This window comes from Pseudoalteromonas sp. Hal040 (assembly GCF_037162425.1).
In the GTDB taxonomy this organism is placed as follows: domain Bacteria; phylum Pseudomonadota; class Gammaproteobacteria; order Enterobacterales; family Alteromonadaceae; genus Pseudoalteromonas; species Pseudoalteromonas gelatinilytica.
In genome coordinates, this window is record NZ_JARLUU010000001.1 from 1,786,526 (window position 1) to 1,812,104 (window position 25,579).

Sequence of the window (25,579 nt, forward strand, 5' to 3'; positions counted from 1 at the left end):
TTATTTCCTTATGGATTATAAGTAATCACGTATTTTTTCTGCTTCTTCTGCGCTGTAACCTAAGCACAGTGCTACTTCGTGAAGCATCATTTTCTTTCTGGTTGTGTTTGAATTTGTCATCACCCAATACTCAGTATCAGTGATATTTTTTGGATTCATGCTGCTACCGCTTTCAAGTAATGCTTCTTTACTTGTTGCAAAATACACACGGTCACGGCCTTTAATCTCAAGCACATTTGAAAAATCAGTTTTATGCGTTCTATAAAGAGCCGCAAGAATAAATAAGAAACGACCAACAACACCTTTTTGCATTGCTAACTCTTCTTTATTAAGAACATTAAACACATTACCTTTAACTTGTGTCGGTGCTGTGACAGTGTTAACTGCGTGTTTTGTATCTTCAGTGCTCGATTGCGGGCTTAATTCTTGTTTTATTTCTTCTTGTACTTCAACAACTGGGGTTTCTTGTTCAGTTTTGGTAGTCGTTGTTTCAACTGGGGCATTAGTGCCATCAGAGAGGTTTAATAAACGACGTAAAATGGTTGATGCACTTTCACCAATACTTTGCGTGTTACTTGCGATGTATTGATATAACTCGTCGTCTATGTCGATTTTTTTCATGTTATTCCTGTCTTTACGGGTCACATTTTAAAAGTTCTCAATGATTATACCTAAGCTCGCAGCAATTCTCTATGTTTTGCAATTTGTAATTTCACTAGGCAAAATACTGCCATTAAAATTAGGAGTTGAAAATGCTATTAAACTACCAACAAATGGGTCAAGGTTCAGACGTTGTATTGATCCACGGTTTGTTTGGCTCGCTTGAAAACCTCAATGTTATTGCTAAAGCTTTATCTGAAAATTACCGCGTAACGAATATCGATTTGCGCAATCATGGTAAGTCATTCCACAGCGATACGATGAATTATCACGCTATGGCGAAAGATGTCAGTGAGTTACTTGAACATCTAAATATTAGTAAAGCGCACATAATAGGTCACTCAATGGGTGGCAAAGTAGCCATGCAATTAGCTCTTAATCACCCACAGCTTATTGATAAACTTGTTGTGTTAGACATCTCTCCTGTTGCGAATAACCCAAGGCACAGTGCTATTTTTGCAGGCCTTAACGAAGTTGCACAATCGAATGTCACCGATAGAAAAGCAGCTGATGAAATTCTTGCCAAACACATTGATGAAATGGGTGTGCGTCAGTTTTTATTAAAAAGCTTTGCCAAGAATGAGCAAGGTCACTATCAATGGCGCTTTAATTTAGCGGTGTTATACCAGCAATATGAAAATATTTTAGCGCAAGTTGATGAAAATGATTCTTGTTTATGTGATACTTTATTCGTTAAAGGTAATGATTCAGACTATATTTTAGCAGAGCACCGCCCTGCTATTATGGCGTTATTTCCTAATGCGAAAGCAAAAATTATTCATGGTGCAGGTCACTGGCTTCATGCGCAAAAACCACTTGCTGTAAATAAAGCAATCAGTGATTTTTTAGCGCAATAATTGGCCTGATAAAATTCGCTGTTTTTGATCGTGCGCACTAAATTATTACAAATTTGTGTGCTATAGTACGCGCCGTTTAATTTAAAGGTTTATACGTTGATGGTCAGTCAGTTAATTAACGAATTTGATACCTTAGGGTTGTATTTTGGCTTAGCCGGTATTTTCTTTTTTATTGGAATGGCAATTCAAGACGTCCTTAAAAAAGGTGATGTACCACGATTTGGCCGATACATCGTTTGGTTAGTGCTATTTTTAGGCTGTTCTGGGTTTATAGCGAAAGGACTTATTCAAGTCTTCTGGCAAGGCGCAGGTGTGGGCTAGACATGGCAAAGTCAGAAACAGATAGAACAACACCCGATTTATTTGAATACGAAAAGCGTCCAGGTAGGCCGAAAACAAATCCCCTACCTCGCGATATGCAATTAAAAGTAAACAAACGTAATCAAATAAAGCGAGATAAAGCACGTGGTTTAAAGCGTGTAGAATTTAAGGTTTCATCACAGTTATATCAAGCGTTAAGCGATATGGCAGATGCGCAGAATATTAGCCGTAGCGCGTTGATTGAAACAATTTTACAAGAAAGATTGGCTATTGATAGATAGAAGGTTTTAAATCCATGTCAAGCGTAGGTATTTTTTTCGGAAGCGACACAGGCAATACTGAACACGTAGCTAAAATGATTCAAAAAGAATTAGGTAAAAAGCTTGTAGCGGTTCATGACATTGCAAAGAGTTCTAAAGAAGAGATTGCTGAATTCGATTTATTGTTATTCGGTATTCCAACTTGGTACTACGGTGAAGCACAATGTGACTGGGATGATTTCTTCCCTGAATTAGAAGAAGTTGACTTCGAAGGTAAACTAGTTGCTATTTTCGGCTGTGGTGACCAAGAAGACTATGCAGAATACTTCTTAGATGCAATGGGCATGATCAACGATATCGTTACTGAGCGTGGCGCAATCGTAGTGGGTCATTGGTCAACTGAAGGCTACGACTTTGAAGCTTCAAAAGCACTAGTAGATGACGGCCATTTTGTTGGTTTAGGTATTGATGAAGACCGTCAACCAGAATTAACTGAAAAGCGTGTTAAAGACTGGTGTGCTCAGGTTTATGATGAAATGTGTTTAGCGGAACTTGCTGATTAATAACAAGTACTACTCGCATTTACTAGCTGATGTAAAGATGCACAACCAGTTCATATTTGTCTGAAAAATCGGCAATTAAACGAATTGTTCTTTGCACTTAATAACTAGGCACGTTATTCTAATAGTTGCTAATGTGTCGTGTGCATCTTTATGATGCCTAGTATAACTAAATAAAATTGAGACAGATTGAATGACTGATCACAACTTGGAATTAAAAAAAGCAGGGTTAAAAGTAACCTTGCCACGTATTAAAATTTTAGAGATTCTACAATCTCCGGACAACCAACACATCAGCGCTGAAGATGTCTATAAAATTCTTTTAGACAAAGGCGAAGAGATTGGTCTTGCAACTGTCTACCGTGTTCTTAACCAATTTGATGATGCAGGTATTGTTTCTCGTCACCATTTCGAAGGTGGCAAGTCAGTATTTGAATTATCAGGTAGCACTCACCATGACCACTTAGTGTGCCTAAAATGTGGTAAAGTTGTTGAGTTCGAAGACGATACAATTGAACGTCGTCAAGAAGAAATCGCAAAAGAGAATGGCATCAAGCTTACTAACCACTCTCTTTACCTTTATGGTGAATGCGAAGACACCGTCGCGTGTAAAGAATACGCTGAAGCAAATAGCTAATTCGCTATTCCTTCAGACATAAAAAAACCTGCATTAAGCAGGTTTTTTTATGTCTATTAGAAATCGATTAGATAATTTCTAATAACTCAACGTCAAAGATTAGCGTTGAGAAAGGAGCGATTGCTGCACCTGCACCGCGCTCACCGTAAGCAAGCTCATGAGGTACGTATAAACGCCATTTTGAACCAGTGCCCATCATTTGAAGTGCTTCAGTCCAACCTTTGATAACGCCACCTACTGGGAACTCAGCAGGTTGACCACGCTCATAAGAGCTATCAAATACAGTGCCGTTGATTAATGTGCCGTGGTAGTGCGTACGAACAGTTGAATCAGCAGTTGGTTTTTCACCTTCACCTGCAGTTAATACTTCAAATTGAAGACCTGATTCAGTTACTGTGATCTCTGGACGCTTCGCGTTTTCTTCTAAGAATGCGATACCTTCAGCTGCAAGAACTTTAGCTTCTTCTTCACGACGAGCTTGGATCTCAGCATTGATTTTCTCGAAAGCTGCTTGAATTGCTGGGATTTCAACTTGGAAATCGTTACCAGTGTATGCGTCTTTCATACCTTCAAATACAGAATTTAAGTTTAAACCTTCGAATGGATTTGCTTTTAATTGCTCACCCATTTGTAAACCAATACCGTAACTTGCTTTTTCAGCGTCTGTTGTAAAATTATCTGACATGTTTTTAATTCACGTTTATTTAGTTAAAAGACGTGCCCATACTAACATAAAAAAACGACGAATATCGCTTAGTTTTACTGCGTTTGCTCAGTGTTTGCACTAATTCGCTGCTTTATTTTAGCAATCACAAATGTAGAAACAGGTAATGTGGCAATCATTGAGGCAATAAAAATCCCATTCATTAACCCCTCTTTACCGAACATAACTAAAGGCACAGCAATAAGACCCACAGTAGCAATAACAGCAGCAGCAATTAATGGCCAATGTTTATCATACTTACTGATCAAATGACCGACTAATACATTAAAGCCGATACCATAAGCAATCGAAGACAATAAACCGTAGTCGGGCTGCGCATCATGGGCCATAGCGACAAGTACATTAATACCGCTGTGATAAAAATAAGAAAAGATACACCAAAGCAAAACATGTTTAATTATGCGCATTTGTGCAGAAGAAGACTCGCTTGTAGACATTACTTATCTCCAGATAGCAAAAAACCGCCAATTAGGCGGTTTTTTAAATAATGGTGGAGAGATAGGGATTTGAACCCTAGAGGGGCTACAAACCCCTGCCGGTTTTCAAGACCGGTGCATTCGACCACTCTGCCATCTCTCCGTACGGCGCGCATAATAGTGTTTACCGCGTTCGTTGTAAAGTCTTAATTGTAAAAAACTTTAAAAAAGTAATTTTCAGTAATATTGTTTAGGGCGTTTTGCAATTAATGAACAAATTAAGCAGACAATTAAACTAACTAAAGCAAATCCAGAGCCCTGCACTATCACATCAATTTTATTAAGATTGTAACTTGGTATGATGACTAACGCGAAAGCAGGTAAACAGGTGATCGTTAAAACGTAGCAACAAACTTTAAAAGCGCGGCCAAAATCGAATCGTTTAGTACTTTGCATCCACCATGTAAGTAGAAGTAATACTACTACAGCAGATAAACCAAGGTAATGAGGTTGCTTCGTAGACATAGCAACTAAGAAGGTTACTACAGCGCCTATTACGCCCCAAACTGACCAAGCGAACCAATTTTCTTTTTCACGTAAAAATAAGTTTCCCATTGTTCTCGTCTTCTTTATCGTTATTTTTTTAAGACCATCCATACGTTAACAAAAAACAACCGATTAAAAAACACACTGAAGAAGAATTATTTCGTTTTTTGCATCCGTGCGCTTCTTACAGCTAAGCTAAATCTGAAAAAACTAACATAAGTAAGCTTAATAGTGTCTGACTGCTTAACTGTATAAAAGTTCCTACTATTTATAAATTCTCAAAAAATGACTCAGGTTTGTGCCTAATAGGTTTTTTAATGTCAATTTCTGGCGTACCTAAATAGAGGTAACCTACAATTTCATCGTCTTCTTTACAGCCAAGTGCCGCTTTAACAGCAGGGCTTTGTGCAAAATAACCTGTGCGCCAAATTCCCCTAAACCTTGAGCAAATGCGGCTTGTTGCATAGCGAGTACTGCACAGCCCGCACTTTGAACCTGTTCGATACGTGGCACTTTTGGATTTTCTTTCACATCCGCAATGGCAATGATCATCATAGGTGAACGCGACGGTAGCTCTTTAGCACGCTCAATGGTTCTATCATCTTGGTTTTCAGCAACAGCGGCTTGATGGTAAATTTCACCCAATTTATTACGTGCGTCGCCTTCAACAACAATAAAACGCCAAGGCGCAATACAACCATGATCGGGTACTTTAATGGCCGCACGCTTAATTATGTCAAGTTGTTCAGCTGTAGGCCCTGGTGCGATAAGGCGAGGATCTGATTGTCGAGTTTGTAATAGCGTTAAAGCGTCCATGTATATTCCGTAAATGCTTAAGTACGACGCCCCTTATTAATAGGGGCAGAAAACCCAAGCTTATCATTTATCTTTATGAGCAATAAAGCTATTCGATACTTTTCTAGTTAACCAATAATCAATACTGACGAAACGACCACCGCCTGTAAAAAATAAACTTAATAACATCACAAAATAGATGGCCGAAAACTCAATGCCATTATTTAAGATCACAGGTTTTCCTTTCGCATAGAGGTACTCTGTATAACCATGCGTTTCTAGCAACTCACGCATTTTCGTTAATCGCTCACTGGCTTCCTTTGAATTAACTAAACTGGTTTCACTACCAGGTATTGCAAGCCAATTGAGTACTCTTGCAGGGCTAGTGCTTGCATCTGTGGGTGTTACAGAAAACCAGCCATTACTAGCATGTACGGTCGTCGCAGCAACCAGCATAGTGATCATCAACGGAATTGCGGTTAAACGAGTAAATAAACCCAATAATATAAAGATCCCCCCTAAAAACTCAGTCCATGCAGCTAAAAAAGCCAATACAGAGGGCATGGGTAGGCCTAAACCCCATTCACTATTGCCGAACCAAGCAACAATATCTTCTGACGCTAAAAAGTATTGATAAATGTGAGTTATATCACCGCTCAAAGCTAGTTTATTAAAGCCGGCAATGATCATCACTGGGGCTAAGATCAAGCGAATTAACAGGCTGGGAAGCCCATCTAGAAACTGCATTTTATTTAAGATGCGTTGGTAAAGGGGTATTAGGTGTGTGTTCAACATAGCGGTCTCGTGACTAAATAGATTAATCACACAGACCGCACGTTTTCTAGTTTACTTTCAATTAAATTTTACGAGCAACTTGTAGCGCTTCAAAGATCGCACGTTTAGCATCGATAGCAGCAGCTAGTTTTGCGCCACCAATCACGTGAACTTTAGCGTTTTCGGTTTGATTGTCGAACGTTTCAGTATTAGACACCTGACCAATACATGCAATCACAGTATCAACATCGAGGATTTGCTCTTCACCTTTTACAGTAATCTTCAAACCTTGCTTATCAAAGCTTAGATACTGACACTCAGCGATTTGTTTAACACCGTGCTGTTTGGCAACTTGACGATGGATCCACCCCGTTGTTTTACCCAGTTCACTACCAAACCGCCCTGCACTTCGCTTAAGCATGTAAATTTGGCGATTGTCTTTTTCGGGCGCGGCTTCACATTCAATACCCCATTGAGTTTTGAACTGCTCAATTGTTTGTCCTTTGTGTTCACTTAAAAAGGCAACCATATCAAAACCGATACCACCGGCACCTAAAATCGCAATTTTCTCACCGAGTTCTACTTCACCACGAATGACTTCATCGTAAGCGAATACGCGTTTGCCATCACTGCATTCAATTTTAGCTTCGCGCGGACGTACACCTGTTGCAAACACCACATCATCGTATTGATTGAGCATATTGTCGGTAAATTCAGTGCCTAGCTGTAAATCGACATTTAAACGCTTTAATTCATTAGTAAAGTAGTTAAGGGTATGGTTAAAGTCTTCTTTACCCGGTACTTGCATGGCTAAATTAAATTGGCCACCCATTTGTTCTTTACGTTCAATTAAAGTCACTTTGTGACCTTTCGCTGCTAAGTAACAACTTGCAGCAAGGCCTGCAGGGCCTGCACCTACAACCAGTACTAATCGAGAAGATGGTGCTTTTTCAAGGCTATAATCTAATTCAAACGCAGCTTGTGGATTAACCAAACAGGTAGCACGTTTATTTTTAAACACATGGTCTAAGCAGCCCTGATTACAGCCAATACAAATATTAATTTGCTCAGCTTTATTATTCGCGTACTTATTAAAGAACTCAGGATCAGCCAATAAGGGACGTGCCATTGAGATTAAATCAGACTCGCCTGCTTCTAAAATTCCATTGGCAATTTCTGGAGTGTTAATACGGTTAACCGCGATAACTGGCACTGATACCGTATCTTTTAAGCGTTTTGATGCTTCTTTAAAGGCACCTGCTGGTACCATACTGGCAATGGTTGGTACACGAGCTTCGTGCCAGCCAATACCTGTATTAAAGATATCAACGCCAGCTTGTTCTAATGCCAGGGCTTGTTGCTTTACTTCATCGGGTGTTGATCCATTAGGAATTAAATCCATCACAGACAAACGAAATACAATAATGAACTTTTGACTTACTTTAGCGCGTACAGCTTTAACAATATCTACCGCCAAACGCATACGGTTTTCTAGACTACCACCATAGTTGTCTGTTCTTTTATTGGTGTGGTTAGCCATGAATTCATTAATCAAATAGCCTTCAGAACCCATAATTTCAACACCGTCATAACCTGCTTTTTCAGCCAGTTTTGCTGAGTTTGCAAAGTCTTTGATGGTTTTTTTAATCGATCCTAACGACATTTCTTTAGGTTTATATGGATTAATAGGAGCCTGAATCGAGCTTGGTGCTTGATTGAATGGATGATACGCGTAGCGACCTGCATGCAATAATTGTAAGCAAATTTTTCCGCCATGTTGATGCACAGCATCAGTATATGCTTTGTGCTTGATCACATCATAGAAAGAATTAAATGTTGATGCGAACGGAGATAACTTGCCACGAATATTTGGGCTGTAGCCACCTGTAATAATCAAGCCTGTGCCGCCTTTAGCACGTGCTTCGTAGAATGCACGTAAACGTTTACGGTTATGCCAGCCTTCTTCTAAGCCGGTATGCATTGAGCCCATAACCAAACGATTACGAAGTTCGGTATGCGGTAATTGTAATTTTTGTTCTAACATTGTGTGCCCCGTTAACTGGTCGAACCTCTATTTGAAATAGATTCTGCGGCAATAACTTAGAATAATCAACTTTTCACTCGTAATTAATCTGTAGCAAATTGTCGTTTTAAACACTCTGTTACTATTTAACAGTTAATTTTAAAGTTATTCTAAGCTAAGATGAGTTCACTACTAAGCTGTACTGAATTAAGGATTTATTTTGCTAGCAAAGATATTTAAAGGCATTTGGACCGGGATTAATTTTTCCCGCCGTTTGGTCCTAAACATATTATTTCTATTACTAGTAATACTCTTCTTTGTCGCTATAACAGGTGAAGAAGATCAAGTAAAAGTAGCAGACGGAACCGTGCTACGCCTAAACTTAAATGGCCCTATTGTTGAAGAAAAAACCTATGTTGATCCTGTAGAAGCAGCCATCAACGATGCAACTATGGGCAAAGAAGCGCCATCAGAAATTCTTCTTGATGATGTCATTGAAGTGATCAATGAAGCAACTAAAGATGATCGCATCACTGTTTTGCTTCTTGACCTACAAAAAATGCCAAGCGCGCACATTAATAAGCTAAAACAAATAACCAAAGCAATTGATGCGTTTAAAGATGCAGGCAAGCAAGTTATCGCAACAGGCTATTACTATACACAAGCTCAATATTATATTGCTGCCCATGCCAATGAAGTGTCTATGCACCCTTATGGTGGTGTGAGCATTGAAGGCTATGGTATGTTCCCACTGTACTTCAAAGACGCGCTTGAAAAGTTAAAAGTGACTCAACATATTTTCCGTGTGGGAACTTATAAATCAGCGGTTGAACCATTCATTCGTAATGATATGTCAGATGCGGCAAAAGAAGCGAACAGCGTTTGGTTGACTGCACTTTGGAACGAGTACAAAACTGACGTTGCAGCGAGCCGTCCATTCGATGAAAGCAATTTTGATGAAGATATGGATGTTTACCTTGCAAAAATGCAAGCCGTTGACGGTAACTCAGGTCAGTACGCGTTAAATAATCAATGGGTTGATTCTTTAAAAACATCACAACAAATTCGCCAGCAACTTATTGAATTAGTCGGTGCTGAAGAAACAGGTAAAACATTTAAACAAGTAAGCTTCCGTGAGTATTTATCTCTGGTAAAACCACCTGTTGTGTTCGATAACCCAATTACTGAAAAAGTAGCTATTGTTGTTGCTAAAGGCACCATTGTTGATGGCGAACGTAAAGCAGGTGAAATCGGTGGTGACTCTACAGCTGCCCTACTTCGTAAAGCACGTCTTGATGATAAAGTGAAAGCTGTTGTGCTTCGTATCGATTCAGGTGGTGGTAGTATGTTTGCCTCTGAAGTTATTCGTGCTGAAGTATTAGCACTTAAAGCAGCAGGTAAACCGGTTATCGCATCAATGAGCTCAGTAGCTGCGTCAGGTGGTTATTGGATTGCATCAGCTGCCAATGAAATTTGGGCAGCCCCTAGCACAATTACAGGTTCAATTGGTGTATTCGGTACTTTCATGACGTTTGAAAACACCATGGCTGAGTTAGGTATTTACTCTGACGGTGTTGCAACAACTGACCTTGCTGGCTTCTCTATTGCACGCCCACTAGATGAGAAGATGTCAAACATCATTCAAATGAGCGTTGAAAATGCATATAAACGCTTTTTAAATGTCGTAGCTGAAGCACGTAACATGACCCCTGAGCAAGTGGATAAAATTGCCCAAGGCCGTGTATGGATTGCAACTCAAGCAAAAGAACTGGGTTTAGTTGATAAACTTGGCGATAAGCAAGATGCAATTAAGGCTGCTGCTGAGCTTGCTAAACTTAATCATTATGATGTTAAGACCATCAAACAGTCATTAACACCACAAGAGCAAATGCTGCAAGATATCTTTGGAACAGCGGCTGTTAAGAGTTTCTTTGCTAAGTCTGATTCATCACACTCAGTACTAGCAACACAAGCTAACTTACAAAGCCTTATTAATCAGTTAAGTAGTGAAATTGATAACCTAAAAGACTACAACGATCCACAAGGCGTTTACGCTCGTTGTTTAGTGTGTAATGTAATTCAATAAGTTACTTAGCTAAACGATTTTAGGTATACTAAGCCCAGTTATTTAACTGGGCTTTTTTTATGAAACGTAAACGTATATATATCGCCTATACGGGTGGTACCATCGGTATGAAAAAATCGAGCCGCGGCTATGTACCGGCAGAGGGTTTTTTAACCGAAACAGTGGTCAATAATGCAGAGTTTAATCGTGATGAAATGCCTTTGTTTGATATTCACGAATATTGCCCACTCATTGATTCTTCAGATATGTCCCCTGCCCACTGGCAATTAATTGCTGACGATATTAAGAGTAAATACCAAGACTATGATGGCTTTGTGGTTTTACATGGCACCGATACCATGGCCTACACGGCTTCTGCTTTGTCTTTCATGTTCGAAAACCTAACGAAACCTGTGATTGTGACAGGCTCGCAAATTCCCTTGTCGCAACTTCGTTCTGATGGCCAAGTCAACCTACTGAATGCAATGTATTTAGCCGCTAATTATCCAATTGCAGAAGTAAGCCTGTTTTTCAATAATCAATTATTCCGTGGTAACCGTGCGACAAAAGCCCATGCTGATGGCTTTGATGCGTTTGCATCACCAAACCTTGAACCATTAGCACTGTCAGGAATTAATATTCAACTAATCAAAGGTCAACTTAGCCCTTACGTTGATAACGAACTACAGGTATCGAATATCACGCCACAGCCTATTGGTGTACTTTACTTATATCCGGGGATCAGTCCTGAGGTGGTGAAAAGCTTAGTTAATGACAATATCAAAGCACTTGTTTTACTGAGCTTTGGTGTGGGGAATGCCCCGCAAGATCCCGCATTTTTAGATATTCTTAATGACGCAAGCAAACGTGGGATGGTGATTGTTAACCTAACACAGTGTCTAAAAGGCCATGTCAATATGGGCGGTTATGCAACCGGTAATGCTTTATTAAACTGTGGCGTGATCAGTGGCTACGATATGACATTAGAAGCCTGTTTGACCAAGCTACACTACCTATTTAGTCAAAAGCTGGAAGTAGAAACAATTCGTCACTTGATGCAAGACAATCTGCGCGGTGAGTTAAGCCGTTAATGCAGCAAGTACAAAAAAGGCACCAATTGGTGCCTTTTTTAAAACTATTTGATAATTAACGAACTTTTTCGTCAATCTCAACTAAGTCTGTTAAATGGCAAATCTCACCACTGTGAGTTTTAATACCATGCTCACCGAAGTAGTCACGTTGTGCTTGCACAAGGTGACCATTACTTGGTGTTGTTAACGTCGCAATGTAAGTTTGCGTTGCAGTTAACACAGGGAAAGCTAAACCAGATGCAACGGCTGCACCCGTTACTTTACGTAAAGCTGCTGATTCACGCTGCATAGAATCAATAAATTCTACACCTTCAGCGACATTGTCTAAGTAATCAGCACGGATGATACAACCTGCGCGCCACGTTTGTAGCGTTTTAGAAAGATCAACTTTCCACTGATGCGCACGTGACGCACCTTTGATAAGCGCTAAACCTTGACGATAAGCAAGTAAACTTGCCAATGTAAATGCATCTTTTAACTCAGCTAAGTCTAAATCAACGGTATCCGTTGCTTTAGCAGCGTAAGTCATTTCTTTAGCAGCATGCGTATCACAGGTATTTGTTAAGTGACGAGCTTGAACAGCTGCAACTAGTGATGGCACTGCAATACCAAGCTCTAGGGCATTTTGTGCAGTCCATAAACCCGTGCCTTTCGCGCCAACTTTATTGTCGATTAAATCAACGAGCGGCTCACCTTCTGTCGTTTCAAGGCTTAAGATATGGCTTGAAATTGACAGTAAGTAGCTATTTAAAGTGCCTTCTGACCATTCATTGAAAATGTCAGCCACTTCTTTTGGTGAACGATTAGTACCTAAACGTAGTAATTGATACATTTCAGCAATTAATTGCATTAACGCATATTCGATACCGTTATGAACCATTTTCACAAAGTGACCACTTGCAGATTGGCCTACACGCGCGAAACATGACTCGCCTTTGTAGCTTGCCGCTACTTTTTCAAACCACGGCTCAACACGCTCCCAGCCGCCTTCTGAACCACTTGCCATCATTGCAGGGCCGTGACGTGCACCTTCTGCACCGCCAGAAATACCCATAGTGGCAAATTCAAATTTGTTTTGATATTTAAGTTTGCGGCTAATGCCATCTTTGTAGTTACTGTTGCCGCAATCTACGATAATGTCATCACAGTCAACACCTGCTTCTGCAAGCTCTGTACATACTTTATCAACTAATTCACCAGCAGGAACTAAAAGTAGAATCGAACGAGGCGGCTCTAAGCGTCTAACCATATCATTTAAATCAGACACAATATGTAAACGGTCTGCCAAACCTAGTGCTTTCGCACAGCTTAGTAACTCGGCACCCGCATCTGGGTTTTTATCATAAGCTACTAATGTCAGCCCTTTTTCAATCAGGTTGAGGGCAAGATTTTTACCCATAACGCCTAACCCTACTAATGCAACTTGCATTTAGTGTCCTCCTCGGTAACAACTATTGGTTAGTTAATCAAAATAATTACGCGCGCATTATACCCAAGCAGCCCAAAAATGCGAGCTTGTAAGCCAACTTGAGATAAATCATCGAAATCATGAAGCGACGTTGCACTCAGTATATCAAAATAACCAAGGCATCGGACCAGATTTTTATAATACCCTTTAAAAAGGTATGTGTATTGACGCTACCTGACACCGGTGTCATAATAACGTCATTCACCCTTTGTATACTCTATAATTAATACAAAGAGCCAGATCCTCATAAGTAAAAACAATCATTTTTTACTTATGAGTTCTACTTCGTGCAGATGTATAAGCCAATAAAGAAGGTTTATAGCACGACATTTTAATAGATAACCATCAATTCGCTTAAAAATTTAAGCGCACAGGAGAATTTGATGCTAAGACGCACAAAAATTGTTGCGACCCTTGGACCGGCAACCGATCGCGATAACAACCTAGAAAAAATTATTCGTGCAGGTGCAAATGTGGTTCGTTTGAACTTCTCACATGGCGTAGCACAAGATCACAAAGACCGCGCAGATGCGGTACGTAGCATTGCTAAGCGTTTAGGCAAACACGTTGCTATCCTTGCAGACTTACAAGGTCCTAAAATTCGTGTATCAACGTTTAAAGACGGTAAAGTAAACCTTGAAGTAGGTGCAAAATTTACCCTTGATGCAAAAATGGAAAAAGGTCAAGGCAACGTTAATGCTGTTGGTATCGACTATAAAGAATTGCCAAATGATGTTAAATCAGGTGACTTACTTCTTTTAAACGATGGCTTGATTCAATTAACAGTTGATAGCGTTGATGGTGCCCTAGTACACACAACAGTAACTGTTGGCGGTGTGCTTTCGAACAATAAAGGTATTAACCGTTTAGGTGGTGGTTTAACAGCCCCTGCTTTTACTGATAAAGATAAAGAAGATTTAATTACAGCGACAGAAATCGGTGTTGATTATATTGCTGTGTCATTCCCACGTAGTGGCGACGATATGCGTTATGTTCGCTCTTTAGCAGAAGCTGCGGGCTCAAACGCTCAACTTCTTGCAAAAATCGAACGTGCAGAAGCAGTTGAAACTGTTGAAGCAATTGACGATATCGTTCTAGCATCTGACGCCGTAATGGTTGCGCGTGGTGACTTAGGTGTTGAAATTGGTGATGCAGCGCTTGTTGGTAAACAAAAGCTTATCATTAGCCGTGCTCGTTCACTTAACCGTACTGTTGTGACTGCAACACAAATGATGGAATCTATGATCGATAACCCAATGCCAACACGTGCTGAGGTTATGGACGTTGCAAACGCCGTATTAGATGGTACTGATGCCGTTATGCTATCAGCTGAAACAGCTGCTGGTGACTACCCTGAAGAAACTGTAGCGACTATGGCTCGCGTTTGTTTAGGTGCCGAATCACAAAAAGAAACTCACGTTTCTAAACACCGTTTAGACAGCCGTTTTTCTTCAAATGCAGAATCAATTGCTTTATCGGCGATGTATGCAGCTAACCACCTTGATTCTGTAAAAGCGATTGTGACACTGACTGAATCAGGCAGTACAGCTAAATTGATGTCGCGCATTAGTTCTGGCTTACCAATTTATTCGTTATCACGCCATGCAAGCACACTTGGTCAAACGGCACTTTACCGTGGTGTTTACCCTGTATTCTTCGATTCAACCAAATGTGAAGATGACAGCATGGTACGTGACGCATTAAACACACTTGTTGAGCAAGGCTCGCTTGTTGCTGGTGATACTGTGATTTTAACTCACGGTGATGCGATGGAAACGATTGGTGCGACAAACACGATGAAAATTGTAACCGTTTAAACTGTTACAATTATTCATTAAAAAAGGCGCAATTTATTGCGCCTTTTTTGTTTTTAACTTATTTAGTTTTATACAGCTATTAGCTCGCCAGAGCTGCTTTCACTTTGTCGCGATAACTACGGCTTACTTTTAATTCTTGGCCGTTATCTAACACTAAAAGATACTCACCGCTCACTTGGGTAACAAGTTTGCTAATTTGTTTCGTATTCACAATTGCGTCGCGATGAACACGCACGAATAATTGTGGATCAAGCTCTTGTTCAAGCTCTTTCATTGTTTTACGAAGAATATGTGTTTGCCCGTCTTGGCAATGTAGACACATATAATCACCAGCCGCATCGACCCATTGAATTGTCACCACAGGGACACGAACAATCTCTCCCTGCTCTTTTACTGCTAACGATTCAGGATAACGACGATCAGCAAGGCTATCTCCCGTTGCTAACTTCTTTAAAATTTCTTCGCAATTATTACCGGTAATACCTGCAACAAAGCTCGCTAGTTTTTTCTTATGGGCGTTATCTTGTTGCGTTTTTAAATAGGTATGCACTTTTTCTACCGCCTGTTTTAGTCTGTTGTCATCGACTGGTTTAAGAATATAATCCAACGCATGAATCTCGAATGCTTTAACAGCAAACTGATCAAAAGCTGTAACAAATACAATTGCTGGTAATGGGTTAACACTTTCACTAAGCGCACGTGCCACCTCAAAACCGTTCATATTTGGCATTTGAATATCTAAGAAAACCAATTGAATATTGCCTGATACGCATTCATCAATTGCTTCTTGACCATTGCTACATAAACGAATGACTTCTATATCGTCAAACTCAGATAGTCGAACAGCTAAGCCTTTACGTGCTAACGGTTCATCGTCAACGATCAAAGTTCTAATTTTGCTCATTTCTTAACAGCCTTTTCAAACGGAACTCGCAGATTAACTTTTAATCCACTTGGCGTATTGTCAGAGAGAACGAATGAGTAGTTGTTCTCATAAAGTGTTTTTAAGCGGTCCTGTGTATTTGCTATGCCAACGCCTTGTGAATTAACCAGTTGGCCATTTTTTAGCTCAGTGCCAGGACCATTATCGCCTACTTCCAATAATAGTTCATTTGCAAAAACTTGTGCTTTAATATCAATCACACCGCCTTCATTTAATTGCGCTATCGCATATTTAATCGAGTTCTCGATAATAGGCTGGAGGATCAAACTTGGTACTAAGGCTTCTTTTGCCTGTTCGCTTACTTCGACGTTAACTTGTAAACGTTCATCAAAGCGTACTTTTTCAATCTCTAAGTACAACATCAAAGCGTGAATTTCTTGCTCTAACGGTACTTTCTTAATCGGATCGGTATTGAGTGTGTAACGTAAAAAGTCACTCAATTTAGATACCATTAAATTCGCATCTTTGTTTTCTTTAACCAAAATTAAGGTTGAGATGGCATTTAAAGTATTAAATAAAAAGTGTGGATTAAGTTGATAACGCAGCATTTTAAGCTGTGCTTCGTGCGCCATGGTGGTTGCTTTTAGGGCTTTTTGACGCTCACTTTGCAACAACTGGTAGTACTTAATACCAAAATACAAGCCACTCCAACAAAGTATGATATAAACCGAATCTAAGCCTTGTTGAAAATAATAAAACCATTCATTTGGTCGGTAACCGTGACGGTAGATTTCCCATAAATTGAATTTTTGAACAACAGCCCACAATGTACCAGTAACATAAGAGGCCCCAAATACAACAAGCATCAACACCCACGGTGAGGCATTCCAGACTTTACGATACATATAACGTAAAGGTACTGTCATTAAACAGCCTGCATAAGCGTTTAATACAATAACAAATACGTAAATATCACGCATTTCAAAGACTTTAGAGCCGATATAATTAACTAACGCATACCCTATCCAGCCTGCAATTTGCAGCACCCAGAAAAAGCGTTGTCGATTATCAACTAATGATTGCCAATTCAAAATATCAGATTACCTTTCATAATTATTTTTATTATACCGATAGTCACGAGAACAAAGCACTGCCGCCTATCTTAATTTTTAATAGCCTTACCGCATTCTGCAGATATAAAAAAAGCGAAGACGATTCCCGCCTTCGCTTTTCCTAAGATTGATTTTTAAGCTAATTTATCTGATGCCACTTTGTAATGTGGATCTTCAATGACATTTACTTCAACTAAATCACGTGCTTTATGCAATAACTGAATACAGTCTGGGCTTAAATGACGCAAGTGTAGTTGTTTGCCTGCTTTAGCATATTTATCAGCTAGGCTATCAATTGCTTCGATAGCACTGTGATCAGCGACACGGCTGTGTTTAAATTCAATGATCACATCTTCTGGGTCATTTTTAACATCAAATAACTCAGCAAAATTCTTAACCGAGCCAAAGAATAATGGGCCATGAAGCTCATACACTTTAGAGCCCTGCTCATCAATGTAGTTACTCGTATAAATGTGTTTAGCATGTTGCCAAGCAAAAACCAGTGCAGACACAATCACACCTACACATACCGCAATTGCAAGGTCTGTCGCTACTGTAACACCTGAAACAAGTACAATAACAAACGCGTCCGATTTTGGTACACGTTTCATCATCTTAAAGCTTGCCCATTCAAAGGTGCCCAGTACAACCATGAACATAACACCCACTAGCGCTGCCAGTGGGATCATTTCAATGTACCCTGCTGCAAAAATAATGAACACAAGCAGCATTAGCGCAGCAGTAATACCCGATAAGCGTGAACGACCACCCGAGTTAATATTGATCATAGATTGACCAATCATTGCACATCCACCCATAGCGCCGAAGAAACCACAGGTAATGTTTGCAGCACCTTGGCCAATACACTCTTTATTACTTTGACCGCGAGTTTCGGTAATTTCATCAATTAAGGTCAGCGTTAATAACGATTCAATTAAGCCAATCGCCGCTAAAATTAATGCATATGGAAAAATGATTTTAAACGTTTCTAAGTTAAACGGAACCATTGGAATATGGAATTCAGGTAAGCCACCGGCAATGGTTGCCTGCTCATTACCAGTCATACCTTTTAAGAAATCAAGTACAGTGCGCGCTTCTAAATCAAAGCCAATCACGATTGCAGTCACGGTAACAATCGCAACTAATGATGAAGGCACTGCTGTGGTTAACTTTGGTAAAAAATGAATAATGGCCATGGTTAAAGCCACTAAACCAAGCATGATGTAAAGCGCTTGTCCTTCCATCCACTGTTGACCGCCCATGCCATCAGGCACTTTGAACTGACCGAGTTGCGCTAAGAAAATAACAATCGCAAGACCATTAACAAAACCCAGCATAACTGGGTGAGGTACCATTCGGATAAACTTACCCAGCTTAAAAATGCCGGCAAGTATTTGCAGTATCCCCATCAGCAAGACGGTTGCAAATAAATACTCTACGCCATGATCTAATACTAAACTTACCATCACAACGGCTAGTGCACCTGTAGCACCAGAAATCATTCCTGGACGACCACCAAAAATAGCCGTGATTAAACCAACAATAAATGCGGCATATAAACCAACCAAAGGCTCAACATTAGCAACAAAAGCAAACGCGACTGCTTCTGGTACCAAGGCTAACGCAACGGTCAGGCCTGATAATATATCGTTTTTAGCAGAGCTTGGCGCTTTGCTGAGTAAGTTAAACATTAAAATCCTCTTTGTAATGAGTGCATTTCGGCAAGGCGCAGAATTCTAGCAAAATCCGCAAAAGTTAACAATTATTAACAACAAAACGGCTAGTACCGAAAAGCACTAACCGTTTTTGAAAAAATAAAACGTAGTAGAAAAAGATTAAAGAGGTAAAGACGTACTACGCTTAACGCAAGTCATTGTTACGTTCGAGTGAACCTCTTGAACAAATTCAAGGTTTAGCAGGTTATCACGGACAAATTGCTCGTAGCCCTCAATACCTTTAGAGATAATACGAAGCATAAAGTCCATCGTACCCGCCATGCTATAACACTCAGTCACTTCATCATAGCTCATGATCAAACGCTCAAATTCAGCGAGGTTTGTTCTGCCGTGATTAGATAAGCGAACATGGGCATAAACCAACATATCAAAGCCAAGCTTTTTCTCATCAAGCAAAGCAACTTTACCTTTGATATAGCCATCTTGCTCAAGCTTAGCGATACGACGCCAACATGGAGATTGAGATAAACCAACTTTATCGGCAATTTCTGCCGTAGATAAGCTAGCATCCTGCTGTAATAATGCCAAAATTTGGCGATCTACTTGGTTCAGAGACATTTTATTTCTTTTTCTGTAAAAATACTGGTTAAATTATATAACTGATTTAAAAATCAGTCTGCCTATTTTCTACTATTTATGCAAAAAAATTGCAATTTTATACCGATCCACTTAATCAAATAACTAGCTGTTTGTGCGAGTTGGCATTAACCAAAACGACCACTAATAAATGGATTTGTTCTTCGCTCGTGCCCTACGGTGGTATTCGGACCGTGGCCTGGCAAAATAGCAACGTCATCTGGGAAAGATAAAATCTCAGACTTAATTGATTCGAGTAATTGTGCACTATCCCCTTTTGGAAAATCAGTACGACCAACAGAGCCTTGAAAAATCACATCACCCACAATCAGCTGTTCTGAATCTTGATGATAAAAAACAACGTGACCAGGTGTATGCCCTGGGCAATGACGTACGGCTAATACAAGTTCACCTACTGTGATAGTGTCGCCATGAGCTAACCATTTGGTTGGATAAAATGGCGCGATGGCTGCAAAACCAAACATTTGTGCTTGCATTGGCAAAGCGTCAAACCAAAATTTATCGTCTAGATGTGGGCCTATGATATCGACGCTGAAGTGATCTGCGAGTTGCTTTGCAGCACCCACATGGTCTAAGTGACCATGGGTCAAGTAAATTGCCTCTAACTCACAATTTAACGCAGCTAGTTCCGCTTGCAGCTTCTCTGCATCACCACCTGGGTCTACCAGTGCAGCTTTATTCGTTTGCTCACAAATGATAATGCGGCAATTTTGCGCAAAGCCAGTAACAGGAACAGAGACTACCTTCATGTTATTGTCCTTTTTGTAACTGCTCAAACGCCATTAAAATTGGGTATTTTAAATAGCCTTGATCATAAAACGGTGTACGCTCATAAAGCCAATGCAAACGTGCATCTGCATCTTTTGCAAAGTTTTTATCTTCACGAATTTTTTTATCGAATTCTAAAGCCAATGCTGGCTTTTCTTTAAGCATTTGGCGTGCGTACGGCATTAACGCGTAATTCTCAACGTATTCAGTGCGCTGAAAAATAGTATTAAACTCACCCCAAGCAAAGAATGAATCAGGCGCTTCTGGGTGTAATAAATGCGTAGCCAGCTCAGAGTATGGTTGATCGGTTGAAACCTTGTACCAACCCGTCATATCAACATTTTCAACGGTATTGTATTCAAATGTCGCCTCTACACGAAAGCGCCCTTCAAAGGGAGCCTTTGCAAATGAATAATCCGCAACGCTTGCTTGGGTTAATGGCTCAGAAACAGTTTCATTGAGTGTCGTTACTTCTATGCCATGTAATTTAAGTTTACTAACCAATTGGCTGTACGCAGGCGGAATATAAAATGCGGTTGGCACATTTACGGTCTTTTTAACGTCTTTTTGCCAGTAAATAGGCAAGGCGTCATAGTTTTTAGCTTCACCTAAATATTTAACTTCAGGCTGCCCTGACAATGCGCTTTCAGTTCTTGAATAAGCGATACCTTTAAATTCGATGGTATCTGCTTCTTTTGCATAACCACGTTCAACGACTAACTGTGTTGGTTTGAAATCGAGCTCTTTTTTAACTGCATCATTCAGTGCTTTTTCGTTTGCAGCTAAGGCGTCAATTGCGCCATCGATAAACACATACGTACCTAAAACACGCTGTTTATACGGTTTTAATGAATGGTTTTCAACCAAAATAGTTGGTAATGAACGTAAATCCCCCCAACCATTCGAGAAACGAGGTGTTGCAACCCAACCTGCTAAGCCTTTTTTAAACTCGCGCTTGTCCATTACAAATACCAGTGGACCTGGAATATGCCCTGCTTTTTCTAATTTTGCATCAATAACAGGTTTAAATAGGTTATCAAGCGCCTCTGAGACGCTCGGTGACTCACTAGAAAAAACAGGATTATAGCCGTAGGTCACGTCATACTGATAATCAGCGCCATCAGTTACATGGACATCCACGTATAAATCTGGCTTAAATTGATTAATCACTTGCATCACACCGCGTACTTCAGGTGTATCAAGCTTAGTGTAATCACGATTCAAATTTAAATTTAAACCATTCGTTCGAAAACCCATTTCTACTGGGCCACGCTGATTAATACGGTTATATTGGCTACTACGCTCGTGACCATCAACGTTTAAAATAGGAATAAACAGAATATTTAATTTGCTAAGAATATCGCGGCGTTTACCTGTAGCAATATCGCGTAGCAGCATAAACATGGCATCTTTGCCATCTATTTCACCGCTGTGAATACCTGCTTGAATGAAAATAGTTGGTTTAGTATCTGCAACAAGTTGTTTTGCATCAAATAAACCTTGTTCATTCGCCACTAACATCTTAACAGCACGACCTGCACTGCTAGTTGCAATAGTCGTGACTTTGAATTGCGTTGGGTTTGCTGCAACAAGGCGGTCTACAAACGCCATTGTGTCTGTGTAGTTCGGCGATAATGTGCCATTGCTTAACTCAAAATCAGTGGTCAATGGTCCTTTTTCTTGCATTAAAGACACACTGTCGCCTTGCCATGGCAACAATGGGGGTAAGTGGCTGTCTAAAGTTACTGCAGCAGATAAAAACACTAAACTCGCAAACATATCACTCTCAAGTGCGGTACTTATTCTATTGGGGAAATTATAACAACTAATCTGAATGGATTGCGTAAACTGCGGTGATTCAACAAAAAAATGGAGCAAACGACATACGCTATGCAAAATCGTTGTTATTTATGAATTTTATTTAAGATCAAAAAAAGGAGCACTAGGCTCCTTTTTAAACTTTATGAAAAGCGAAATTAAGCCGCTAGGCCTTCTTTTGCTTTTGCAACAAGCAGCTGCGAATGCAACTTGGTCGTAAACAGCGATATCTGCAAGGATCTTACGATCGATTTCTACAGAAGTCTTTTTAAGACCATTGATAAAACGGCTGTATGAAAGACCGTTTTGACGAGCTGCTGCATTGATACGTGCAATCCAAAGTTGACGGAAAGTACGTTTCTTAGCACGACGGTCACGGTAAGCGTATTGACCTGCTTTAGTAACTGCCTGGAAAGCTACGCGGTAAACACGTGAACGTGCTCCGTAGTAACCTTTAGCTTGCTTTAAAACTTTTTTGTGACGTGCACGTGCGATAACACCGCGTTTAACTCTTGCCATTTCTGAAGACTCCTATTAAGCGAATGGTAACATACGTGAAACTAGACCATGGTCATTCTTATGAACCATCATCTTAGGACGTAAGTGTAATTTACGCTTAGAAGTTTTCTTAGTCAGAATGTGACGAAGATGCGCTTGTTTACGCTTGAAACCGCCAGAAGCAGTTTTCTTGAAACGCTTAGCCGCGCCTCTGTGAGTTTTTAGCTTGTAAGCCATTGCAATAACTCCAAATGTATTGCTTAAAAATTAGCAAGCAGGCGAGAGATATAAAATAGCTCTACTTTTAAGGCCTAACTTACTGCCATAATCCGGTGAAGGCTCACTACAAAAGCAGTGCAACCTTACTTATAACCGGTTATTTCAGGTGAACAGTAAACTGTTACTTGCAGACCTGAAATAAAATCGGTGCGTAATATACCCTGTTTATTGCTTTTTAGCAATAGGTGCCATCATCATAACCATCTGGCGACCTTCAACACGATTTGGAAATGATTCAACTTGTGAAACATCTTCTAAATCAGTTTTAACACGGTTTAATAATTCGATACCAATTTCTTGGTGAGCCATTTCACGACCACGGAAACGGATAGTGATTTTAGCTTTATCACCCGCTTCTAAGAACTTGCGTAAGCTGCGAAGTTTAACTTGGTAGTCACCTTCGTCAGTACCAGGACGGAATTTGATTTCTTTAACCTGGATCTGCTTTTGCTTTTTCTTTTGTTCTTTTAGTTCTTTGCTTTTCTCAAAGATGAACTTACCGTAGTCCATAACCTTACAAACAGGTGGCTCAGCATTAGGACTGATTTCTACAAGATCTACACCCGCATCATCAGCGATAGCTTGCGCCTCTTTTAATGACACGATGCCAGCTTGCTCGCCTTCGATGCCAATTAAACGAACTTCTTTAGCTGTAATATCTTCGTTGATACGATTTTTTTGAGCTGTTTGTTGCCCTTTCTTGCCGCCTCTAATGGTACGATCCTCCAAGAATATAAAATAAAAAGCGTGTAGTTGGCTGTTTGTTTTGCCCTACACGCTCATGATTTATTGTCGATTTTTAATTTCTTCGCTTACTTTTGCAACGAAATCATCAACATTAAATTTGCCTAGGTCTTCACCTGTGCGAGTGCGTACTGCCACTTCTTGTTGTTCAACTTCTTTATCGCCAACAACAAGTAAATATGGAATACGTTTTAACGTATGTTCACGGATTTTAAAGCCAATCTTCTCATTTCTCAAGTCAGCAGCGGCTCTAATTCCAAGTTTATTTAATTTTTGTACAATTTCTTGCACATAATCTGCTTGTTTATCCGTGATGTTCATGATCACTACTTGCTTTGGAGCAAGCCATGTTGGGAACAAACCAGCATACTCTTCAGTTAAAATACCGATGAAACGCTCGATTGAACCTAAAATAGCACGGTGGATCATAACCGGTGTACGACGTTCGTTATTTTCAGCAACATAAGTTGCACCTAAACGATCTGGTAATGCAAAGTCTAGCTGTACAGTACCACATTGCCATGCGCGGTCTAAACAGTCATACAGTGTGAACTCAATCTTCGGACCGTAAAACGCTCCTTCACCTGGTAGGTAATCAAACTCAATGTCGTTTGCTTTTAATGCTTCTGCAAGTGCAAGCTCAGCTTTATCCCACATTTCGTCTTCACCGATACGCTTTTCAGGACGAGTAGAAAGTTTTACAACGATCTTCTCAAAGCCAAACGTTTCGTATGTGTCGTAAACCATTTTGATACATGACGATACTTCATCCATGATTTGCTCTTCAGTACAGAAGATATGCGCATCATCTTGGGTAAAGCCACGAACGCGCATTAGGCCGTGTAATGCACCTGATGGTTCGTTACGGTGACAACAACCAAACTCTGCCATGCGTAAAGGTAGATCACGGTATGATTTTAAACCTTGGTTAAATATTTGTACGTGACCTGGGCAGTTCATTGGTTTAATTGCGTACTCACGCTTTTCAGATTCAGTTGTGAACATCGCATCTGCGTATTTGTCCCAGTGACCTGATTTTTCCCACAAAGCACGGTCCATCATTAATGGGCCTTTTACTTCTTCGTAATCATACTCGCGTAGTTTTTCACGAACGAAGTCTTCTAGCTCACGGTAAATGCTCCAACCATCATTGTGCCAAAACACCATGCCTGGTGCTTCTTCTTGCCAATGCCATAAATCAAGCGCTTTACCAATACGACGGTGATCACGTTTCTCAGCTTCTTCTAAGCGTTTTAAATACGCTTTAAGTTGCTTTTTATCTGCCCATGCTGTGCCGTAGATACGTTGCAGCATTTTGTTTTCTGAATCACCACGCCAATATGCACCTGCCACTTTCATAATTTTAAAGTGTTGGCAGAATTTCATGTTTGGTACGTGTGGACCACGACACATGTCGATGTATTCTTCGTGGTGATATAAACCTGGACGATCATCTTTTGCAATGTTTTCGTCTAGGATTTCCATTTTATATGTTTCACCGCGTGCTTCAAAAGTATCACGCGCTTCTTGCCAGCTTACGGTCTTTTTAACAACATCGTAGTTTGTTTTAGCAAGTTCAAGCATACGCTTTTCGATTGCATCTAAATCGTCTTGGCTTAAAGAGTGATCCATATCGATGTCGTAATAAAAACCGTTATCGATGGTCGGACCGATTGCCATTTTTGCTTCAGGGAAAAGTTGCTTAACCGCATGGCCGATAAGGTGCGCACAAGAGTGACGGATGATCTCTAAACCATCATCATCTTTTGCAGTGATAATTTCTAAACGCGCATCTTCGGTAATTAAGTCACATGCATCTACACGGGTGCCATTTACACGGCCTGCAATAGTTGCTTTGGCAAGACCTGGACCGATATCATTTGCTACATCATATGTGCTTACTGGGTTTTCAAAACTACGCTGACTGCCGTCAGGGAGGGTAATAACTGGCATTATAAATCCTTATACAGTGGTGATGCCTACAATGCACCACATGTAATATTTTTAAATTAATTTTAAGTAACTCTGCAACGCTTTTACGAATAGCATTGCTAATTAAGCTTGTATTTACTGAGTCTTCACAAATACAAGCGACCATTGTCGCCGCTCACGTACTCAAATACAAGTAGT

The 25,579-nt window shown here is 40.1% G+C and carries 25 protein-coding genes, 1 tRNA gene and 1 pseudogene; 8 read left to right on the forward strand and 19 right to left on the reverse strand.

What is annotated here, in order from left to right:
• Window positions 1–15 precede the first annotated feature (15 nt).
• The gene (gene seqA / locus P4S60_RS08015; RefSeq protein WP_337115592.1) at window positions 16–621 is read right to left on the reverse strand and encodes a replication initiation negative regulator SeqA; all 606 of its coding nucleotides are present in this window, start codon (window positions 619–621) and stop codon (window positions 16–18) included.
• A gap of 131 nt (window positions 622–752) precedes the next feature.
• Here seqA and P4S60_RS08020 point away from each other — a divergent pair, with 131 nt between their 5' ends.
• The 5 genes from P4S60_RS08020 (at window position 753) to fur (ending at window position 3,295) form a co-directional block, all read left to right on the forward strand.
• Window positions 753–1,517, forward strand: a complete 765-nt coding sequence (locus tag P4S60_RS08020) for an alpha/beta fold hydrolase (RefSeq protein ID WP_188729742.1) — start codon at window positions 753–755, stop codon at window positions 1,515–1,517.
• Window positions 1,518–1,616: 99 nt separating this feature from the next.
• Window positions 1,617–1,838 carry a DUF2788 domain-containing protein gene (locus tag P4S60_RS08025; protein WP_036968243.1) on the forward strand — a complete coding sequence of 74 codons (222 nt, stop codon included), beginning with the start codon at window positions 1,617–1,619 and terminating at the stop codon, window positions 1,836–1,838.
• Window positions 1,839–1,840: 2 nt separating this feature from the next.
• Entirely contained in the window at window positions 1,841–2,119 is a 279-nt protein-coding gene (gene ybfE / locus P4S60_RS08030; protein WP_004586673.1) for a LexA regulated protein, read from the forward strand.
• Window positions 2,120–2,133: 14 nt separating this feature from the next.
• Window positions 2,134–2,661, forward strand: coding sequence for a flavodoxin FldA (gene fldA, locus P4S60_RS08035; protein WP_063705064.1), 528 nt, complete (start codon window positions 2,134–2,136; stop codon window positions 2,659–2,661).
• A 190-nt stretch (window positions 2,662–2,851) separates the two neighbouring features.
• Complete coding sequence (gene fur, locus P4S60_RS08040; protein WP_337115593.1) at window positions 2,852–3,295, forward strand: ferric iron uptake transcriptional regulator; 444 nt, start codon at window positions 2,852–2,854, stop codon at window positions 3,293–3,295.
• Between the two features lie 67 nt (window positions 3,296–3,362).
• On the opposite strand, the gene P4S60_RS08045 is transcribed toward fur, so the two are convergent.
• From P4S60_RS08045 to P4S60_RS08075, 7 genes are all read right to left on the reverse strand, one after another.
• A complete protein-coding gene (locus P4S60_RS08045; RefSeq protein ID WP_063705059.1) occupies window positions 3,363–3,980 on the reverse strand; it encodes an FKBP-type peptidyl-prolyl cis-trans isomerase in 618 nt (205 codons plus the stop codon).
• Window positions 3,981–4,054: 74 nt separating this feature from the next.
• The gene (locus P4S60_RS08050; RefSeq protein WP_337115594.1) at window positions 4,055–4,456 is read right to left on the reverse strand and encodes a hypothetical protein; all 402 of its coding nucleotides are present in this window, start codon (window positions 4,454–4,456) and stop codon (window positions 4,055–4,057) included.
• A gap of 51 nt (window positions 4,457–4,507) precedes the next feature.
• A tRNA-Ser gene (locus P4S60_RS08055) sits at window positions 4,508–4,598 on the reverse strand.
• Between the two features lie 74 nt (window positions 4,599–4,672).
• Window positions 4,673–5,050 (reverse strand): hypothetical protein, encoded by a 378-nt coding sequence (locus tag P4S60_RS08060; RefSeq protein ID WP_337115595.1) that lies wholly within the window; start codon window positions 5,048–5,050, stop codon window positions 4,673–4,675.
• 282 nt (window positions 5,051–5,332) lie between these two features.
• On the reverse strand, window positions 5,333–5,797 hold the full coding sequence (locus tag P4S60_RS08065; RefSeq protein WP_337115596.1) for a nitroreductase family protein: 465 nt from the start codon (window positions 5,795–5,797) through the stop codon (window positions 5,333–5,335).
• Between the two features lie 63 nt (window positions 5,798–5,860).
• A complete protein-coding gene (locus tag P4S60_RS08070; RefSeq protein WP_337115597.1) occupies window positions 5,861–6,571 on the reverse strand; it encodes an HvfX family Cu-binding RiPP maturation protein in 711 nt (236 codons plus the stop codon).
• 61 nt (window positions 6,572–6,632) lie between these two features.
• Window positions 6,633–8,594 carry an NADPH-dependent 2,4-dienoyl-CoA reductase gene (locus tag P4S60_RS08075; protein ID WP_337115598.1) on the reverse strand — a complete coding sequence of 654 codons (1,962 nt, stop codon included), beginning with the start codon at window positions 8,592–8,594 and terminating at the stop codon, window positions 6,633–6,635.
• Between the two features lie 199 nt (window positions 8,595–8,793).
• Here P4S60_RS08075 and sppA point away from each other — a divergent pair, with 199 nt between their 5' ends.
• A complete protein-coding gene (gene sppA / locus P4S60_RS08080) occupies window positions 8,794–10,659 on the forward strand; it encodes a signal peptide peptidase SppA (RefSeq protein WP_337115599.1) in 1,866 nt (621 codons plus the stop codon).
• A 59-nt stretch (window positions 10,660–10,718) separates the two neighbouring features.
• Entirely contained in the window at window positions 10,719–11,729 is a 1,011-nt protein-coding gene (gene ansA, locus P4S60_RS08085; RefSeq protein ID WP_063705045.1) for an asparaginase, read from the forward strand.
• A 55-nt stretch (window positions 11,730–11,784) separates the two neighbouring features.
• Here ansA and gndA read toward each other — a convergent pair whose 3' ends face one another.
• Entirely contained in the window at window positions 11,785–13,158 is a 1,374-nt protein-coding gene (gene gndA, locus P4S60_RS08090; protein ID WP_054553937.1) for an NADP-dependent phosphogluconate dehydrogenase, read from the reverse strand.
• A gap of 422 nt (window positions 13,159–13,580) precedes the next feature.
• Here gndA and pyk point away from each other — a divergent pair, with 422 nt between their 5' ends.
• The gene (pyk, locus tag P4S60_RS08095) at window positions 13,581–15,014 is read left to right on the forward strand and encodes a pyruvate kinase (RefSeq protein WP_337115600.1); all 1,434 of its coding nucleotides are present in this window, start codon (window positions 13,581–13,583) and stop codon (window positions 15,012–15,014) included.
• A gap of 79 nt (window positions 15,015–15,093) precedes the next feature.
• On the opposite strand, the gene P4S60_RS08100 is transcribed toward pyk, so the two are convergent.
• From P4S60_RS08100 to thrS, 10 genes and pseudogenes are all read right to left on the reverse strand, one after another.
• Window positions 15,094–15,918 (reverse strand): LytR/AlgR family response regulator transcription factor, encoded by an 825-nt coding sequence (locus P4S60_RS08100; RefSeq protein ID WP_337115601.1) that lies wholly within the window; start codon window positions 15,916–15,918, stop codon window positions 15,094–15,096.
• Window positions 15,915–16,988: a sensor histidine kinase gene (locus tag P4S60_RS08105; RefSeq protein ID WP_063705038.1), complete on the reverse strand. Its 1,074-nt coding sequence runs from the start codon at window positions 16,986–16,988 to the stop codon at window positions 15,915–15,917. The genes P4S60_RS08100 and P4S60_RS08105 overlap by 4 nt, the downstream gene beginning before the upstream one ends.
• A 155-nt stretch (window positions 16,989–17,143) precedes the next feature.
• A complete protein-coding gene (locus P4S60_RS08110) occupies window positions 17,144–18,700 on the reverse strand; it encodes a SulP family inorganic anion transporter (RefSeq protein ID WP_063705036.1) in 1,557 nt (518 codons plus the stop codon).
• A 144-nt stretch (window positions 18,701–18,844) separates the two neighbouring features.
• Complete coding sequence (locus P4S60_RS08115) at window positions 18,845–19,303, reverse strand: Lrp/AsnC family transcriptional regulator (RefSeq protein WP_036968198.1); 459 nt, start codon at window positions 19,301–19,303, stop codon at window positions 18,845–18,847.
• A gap of 146 nt (window positions 19,304–19,449) precedes the next feature.
• Complete coding sequence (locus P4S60_RS08120) at window positions 19,450–20,091, reverse strand: MBL fold metallo-hydrolase (protein WP_337115603.1); 642 nt, start codon at window positions 20,089–20,091, stop codon at window positions 19,450–19,452.
• 1 nt (window position 20,092) lies between these two features.
• Window positions 20,093–21,889: a M14 family metallopeptidase gene (locus P4S60_RS08125; RefSeq protein ID WP_337115604.1), complete on the reverse strand. Its 1,797-nt coding sequence runs from the start codon at window positions 21,887–21,889 to the stop codon at window positions 20,093–20,095.
• Between the two features lie 197 nt (window positions 21,890–22,086).
• Window positions 22,087–22,447, reverse strand: a pseudogene (gene rplT, locus P4S60_RS08130) (50S ribosomal protein L20).
• Between the two features lie 15 nt (window positions 22,448–22,462).
• A complete protein-coding gene (gene rpmI, locus P4S60_RS08135; RefSeq protein ID WP_054554888.1) occupies window positions 22,463–22,663 on the reverse strand; it encodes a 50S ribosomal protein L35 in 201 nt (66 codons plus the stop codon).
• 207 nt (window positions 22,664–22,870) lie between these two features.
• The gene (infC, locus tag P4S60_RS08140) at window positions 22,871–23,434 is read right to left on the reverse strand and encodes a translation initiation factor IF-3 (protein ID WP_337115605.1); all 564 of its coding nucleotides are present in this window, start codon (window positions 23,432–23,434) and stop codon (window positions 22,871–22,873) included.
• Between the two features lie 57 nt (window positions 23,435–23,491).
• Window positions 23,492–25,402, reverse strand: coding sequence for a threonine--tRNA ligase (gene thrS, locus P4S60_RS08145; RefSeq protein ID WP_337115607.1), 1,911 nt, complete (start codon window positions 25,400–25,402; stop codon window positions 23,492–23,494).
• Between the last annotated feature and the right edge of the window lie 177 nt (window positions 25,403–25,579).

Bases quoted from the DNA above. Each gene is read 5' to 3' on its own strand.
- seqA (WP_337115592.1), bottom strand. From the start codon at position 621: ATGAAAAAAATCGACATAGACGACGAGTTATATCAATACATCGCAAGT.
- P4S60_RS08020 (WP_188729742.1), top strand. From the start codon at position 753: ATGCTATTAAACTACCAACAAATGGGTCAAGGTTCAGACGTTGTATTG.
- P4S60_RS08025 (WP_036968243.1), top strand. From the start codon at position 1,617: ATGGTCAGTCAGTTAATTAACGAATTTGATACCTTAGGGTTGTATTTT.
- ybfE (WP_004586673.1), top strand. From the start codon at position 1,841: ATGGCAAAGTCAGAAACAGATAGAACAACACCCGATTTATTTGAATAC.
- fldA (WP_063705064.1), top strand. From the start codon at position 2,134: ATGTCAAGCGTAGGTATTTTTTTCGGAAGCGACACAGGCAATACTGAA.
- fur (WP_337115593.1), top strand. From the start codon at position 2,852: ATGACTGATCACAACTTGGAATTAAAAAAAGCAGGGTTAAAAGTAACC.
- P4S60_RS08045 (WP_063705059.1), bottom strand. From the start codon at position 3,980: ATGTCAGATAATTTTACAACAGACGCTGAAAAAGCAAGTTACGGTATT.
- P4S60_RS08050 (WP_337115594.1), bottom strand. From the start codon at position 4,456: ATGTCTACAAGCGAGTCTTCTTCTGCACAAATGCGCATAATTAAACAT.
- P4S60_RS08060 (WP_337115595.1), bottom strand. From the start codon at position 5,050: ATGGGAAACTTATTTTTACGTGAAAAAGAAAATTGGTTCGCTTGGTCA.
- P4S60_RS08065 (WP_337115596.1), bottom strand. From the start codon at position 5,797: ATGGACGCTTTAACGCTATTACAAACTCGACAATCAGATCCTCGCCTT.
- P4S60_RS08070 (WP_337115597.1), bottom strand. From the start codon at position 6,571: ATGTTGAACACACACCTAATACCCCTTTACCAACGCATCTTAAATAAA.
- P4S60_RS08075 (WP_337115598.1), bottom strand. From the start codon at position 8,594: ATGTTAGAACAAAAATTACAATTACCGCATACCGAACTTCGTAATCGT.
- ansA (WP_063705045.1), top strand. From the start codon at position 10,719: ATGAAACGTAAACGTATATATATCGCCTATACGGGTGGTACCATCGGT.
- gndA (WP_054553937.1), bottom strand. From the start codon at position 13,158: ATGCAAGTTGCATTAGTAGGGTTAGGCGTTATGGGTAAAAATCTTGCC.
- pyk (WP_337115600.1), top strand. From the start codon at position 13,581: ATGCTAAGACGCACAAAAATTGTTGCGACCCTTGGACCGGCAACCGAT.
- P4S60_RS08100 (WP_337115601.1), bottom strand. From the start codon at position 15,918: ATGAGCAAAATTAGAACTTTGATCGTTGACGATGAACCGTTAGCACGT.
- P4S60_RS08110 (WP_063705036.1), bottom strand. From the start codon at position 18,700: ATGTTTAACTTACTCAGCAAAGCGCCAAGCTCTGCTAAAAACGATATA.
- P4S60_RS08115 (WP_036968198.1), bottom strand. From the start codon at position 19,303: ATGTCTCTGAACCAAGTAGATCGCCAAATTTTGGCATTATTACAGCAG.
- P4S60_RS08120 (WP_337115603.1), bottom strand. From the start codon at position 20,091: ATGAAGGTAGTCTCTGTTCCTGTTACTGGCTTTGCGCAAAATTGCCGC.
- P4S60_RS08125 (WP_337115604.1), bottom strand. From the start codon at position 21,889: ATGTTTGCGAGTTTAGTGTTTTTATCTGCTGCAGTAACTTTAGACAGC.
- rpmI (WP_054554888.1), bottom strand. From the start codon at position 22,663: ATGGCTTACAAGCTAAAAACTCACAGAGGCGCGGCTAAGCGTTTCAAG.
- thrS (WP_337115607.1), bottom strand. From the start codon at position 25,402: ATGCCAGTTATTACCCTCCCTGACGGCAGTCAGCGTAGTTTTGAAAAC.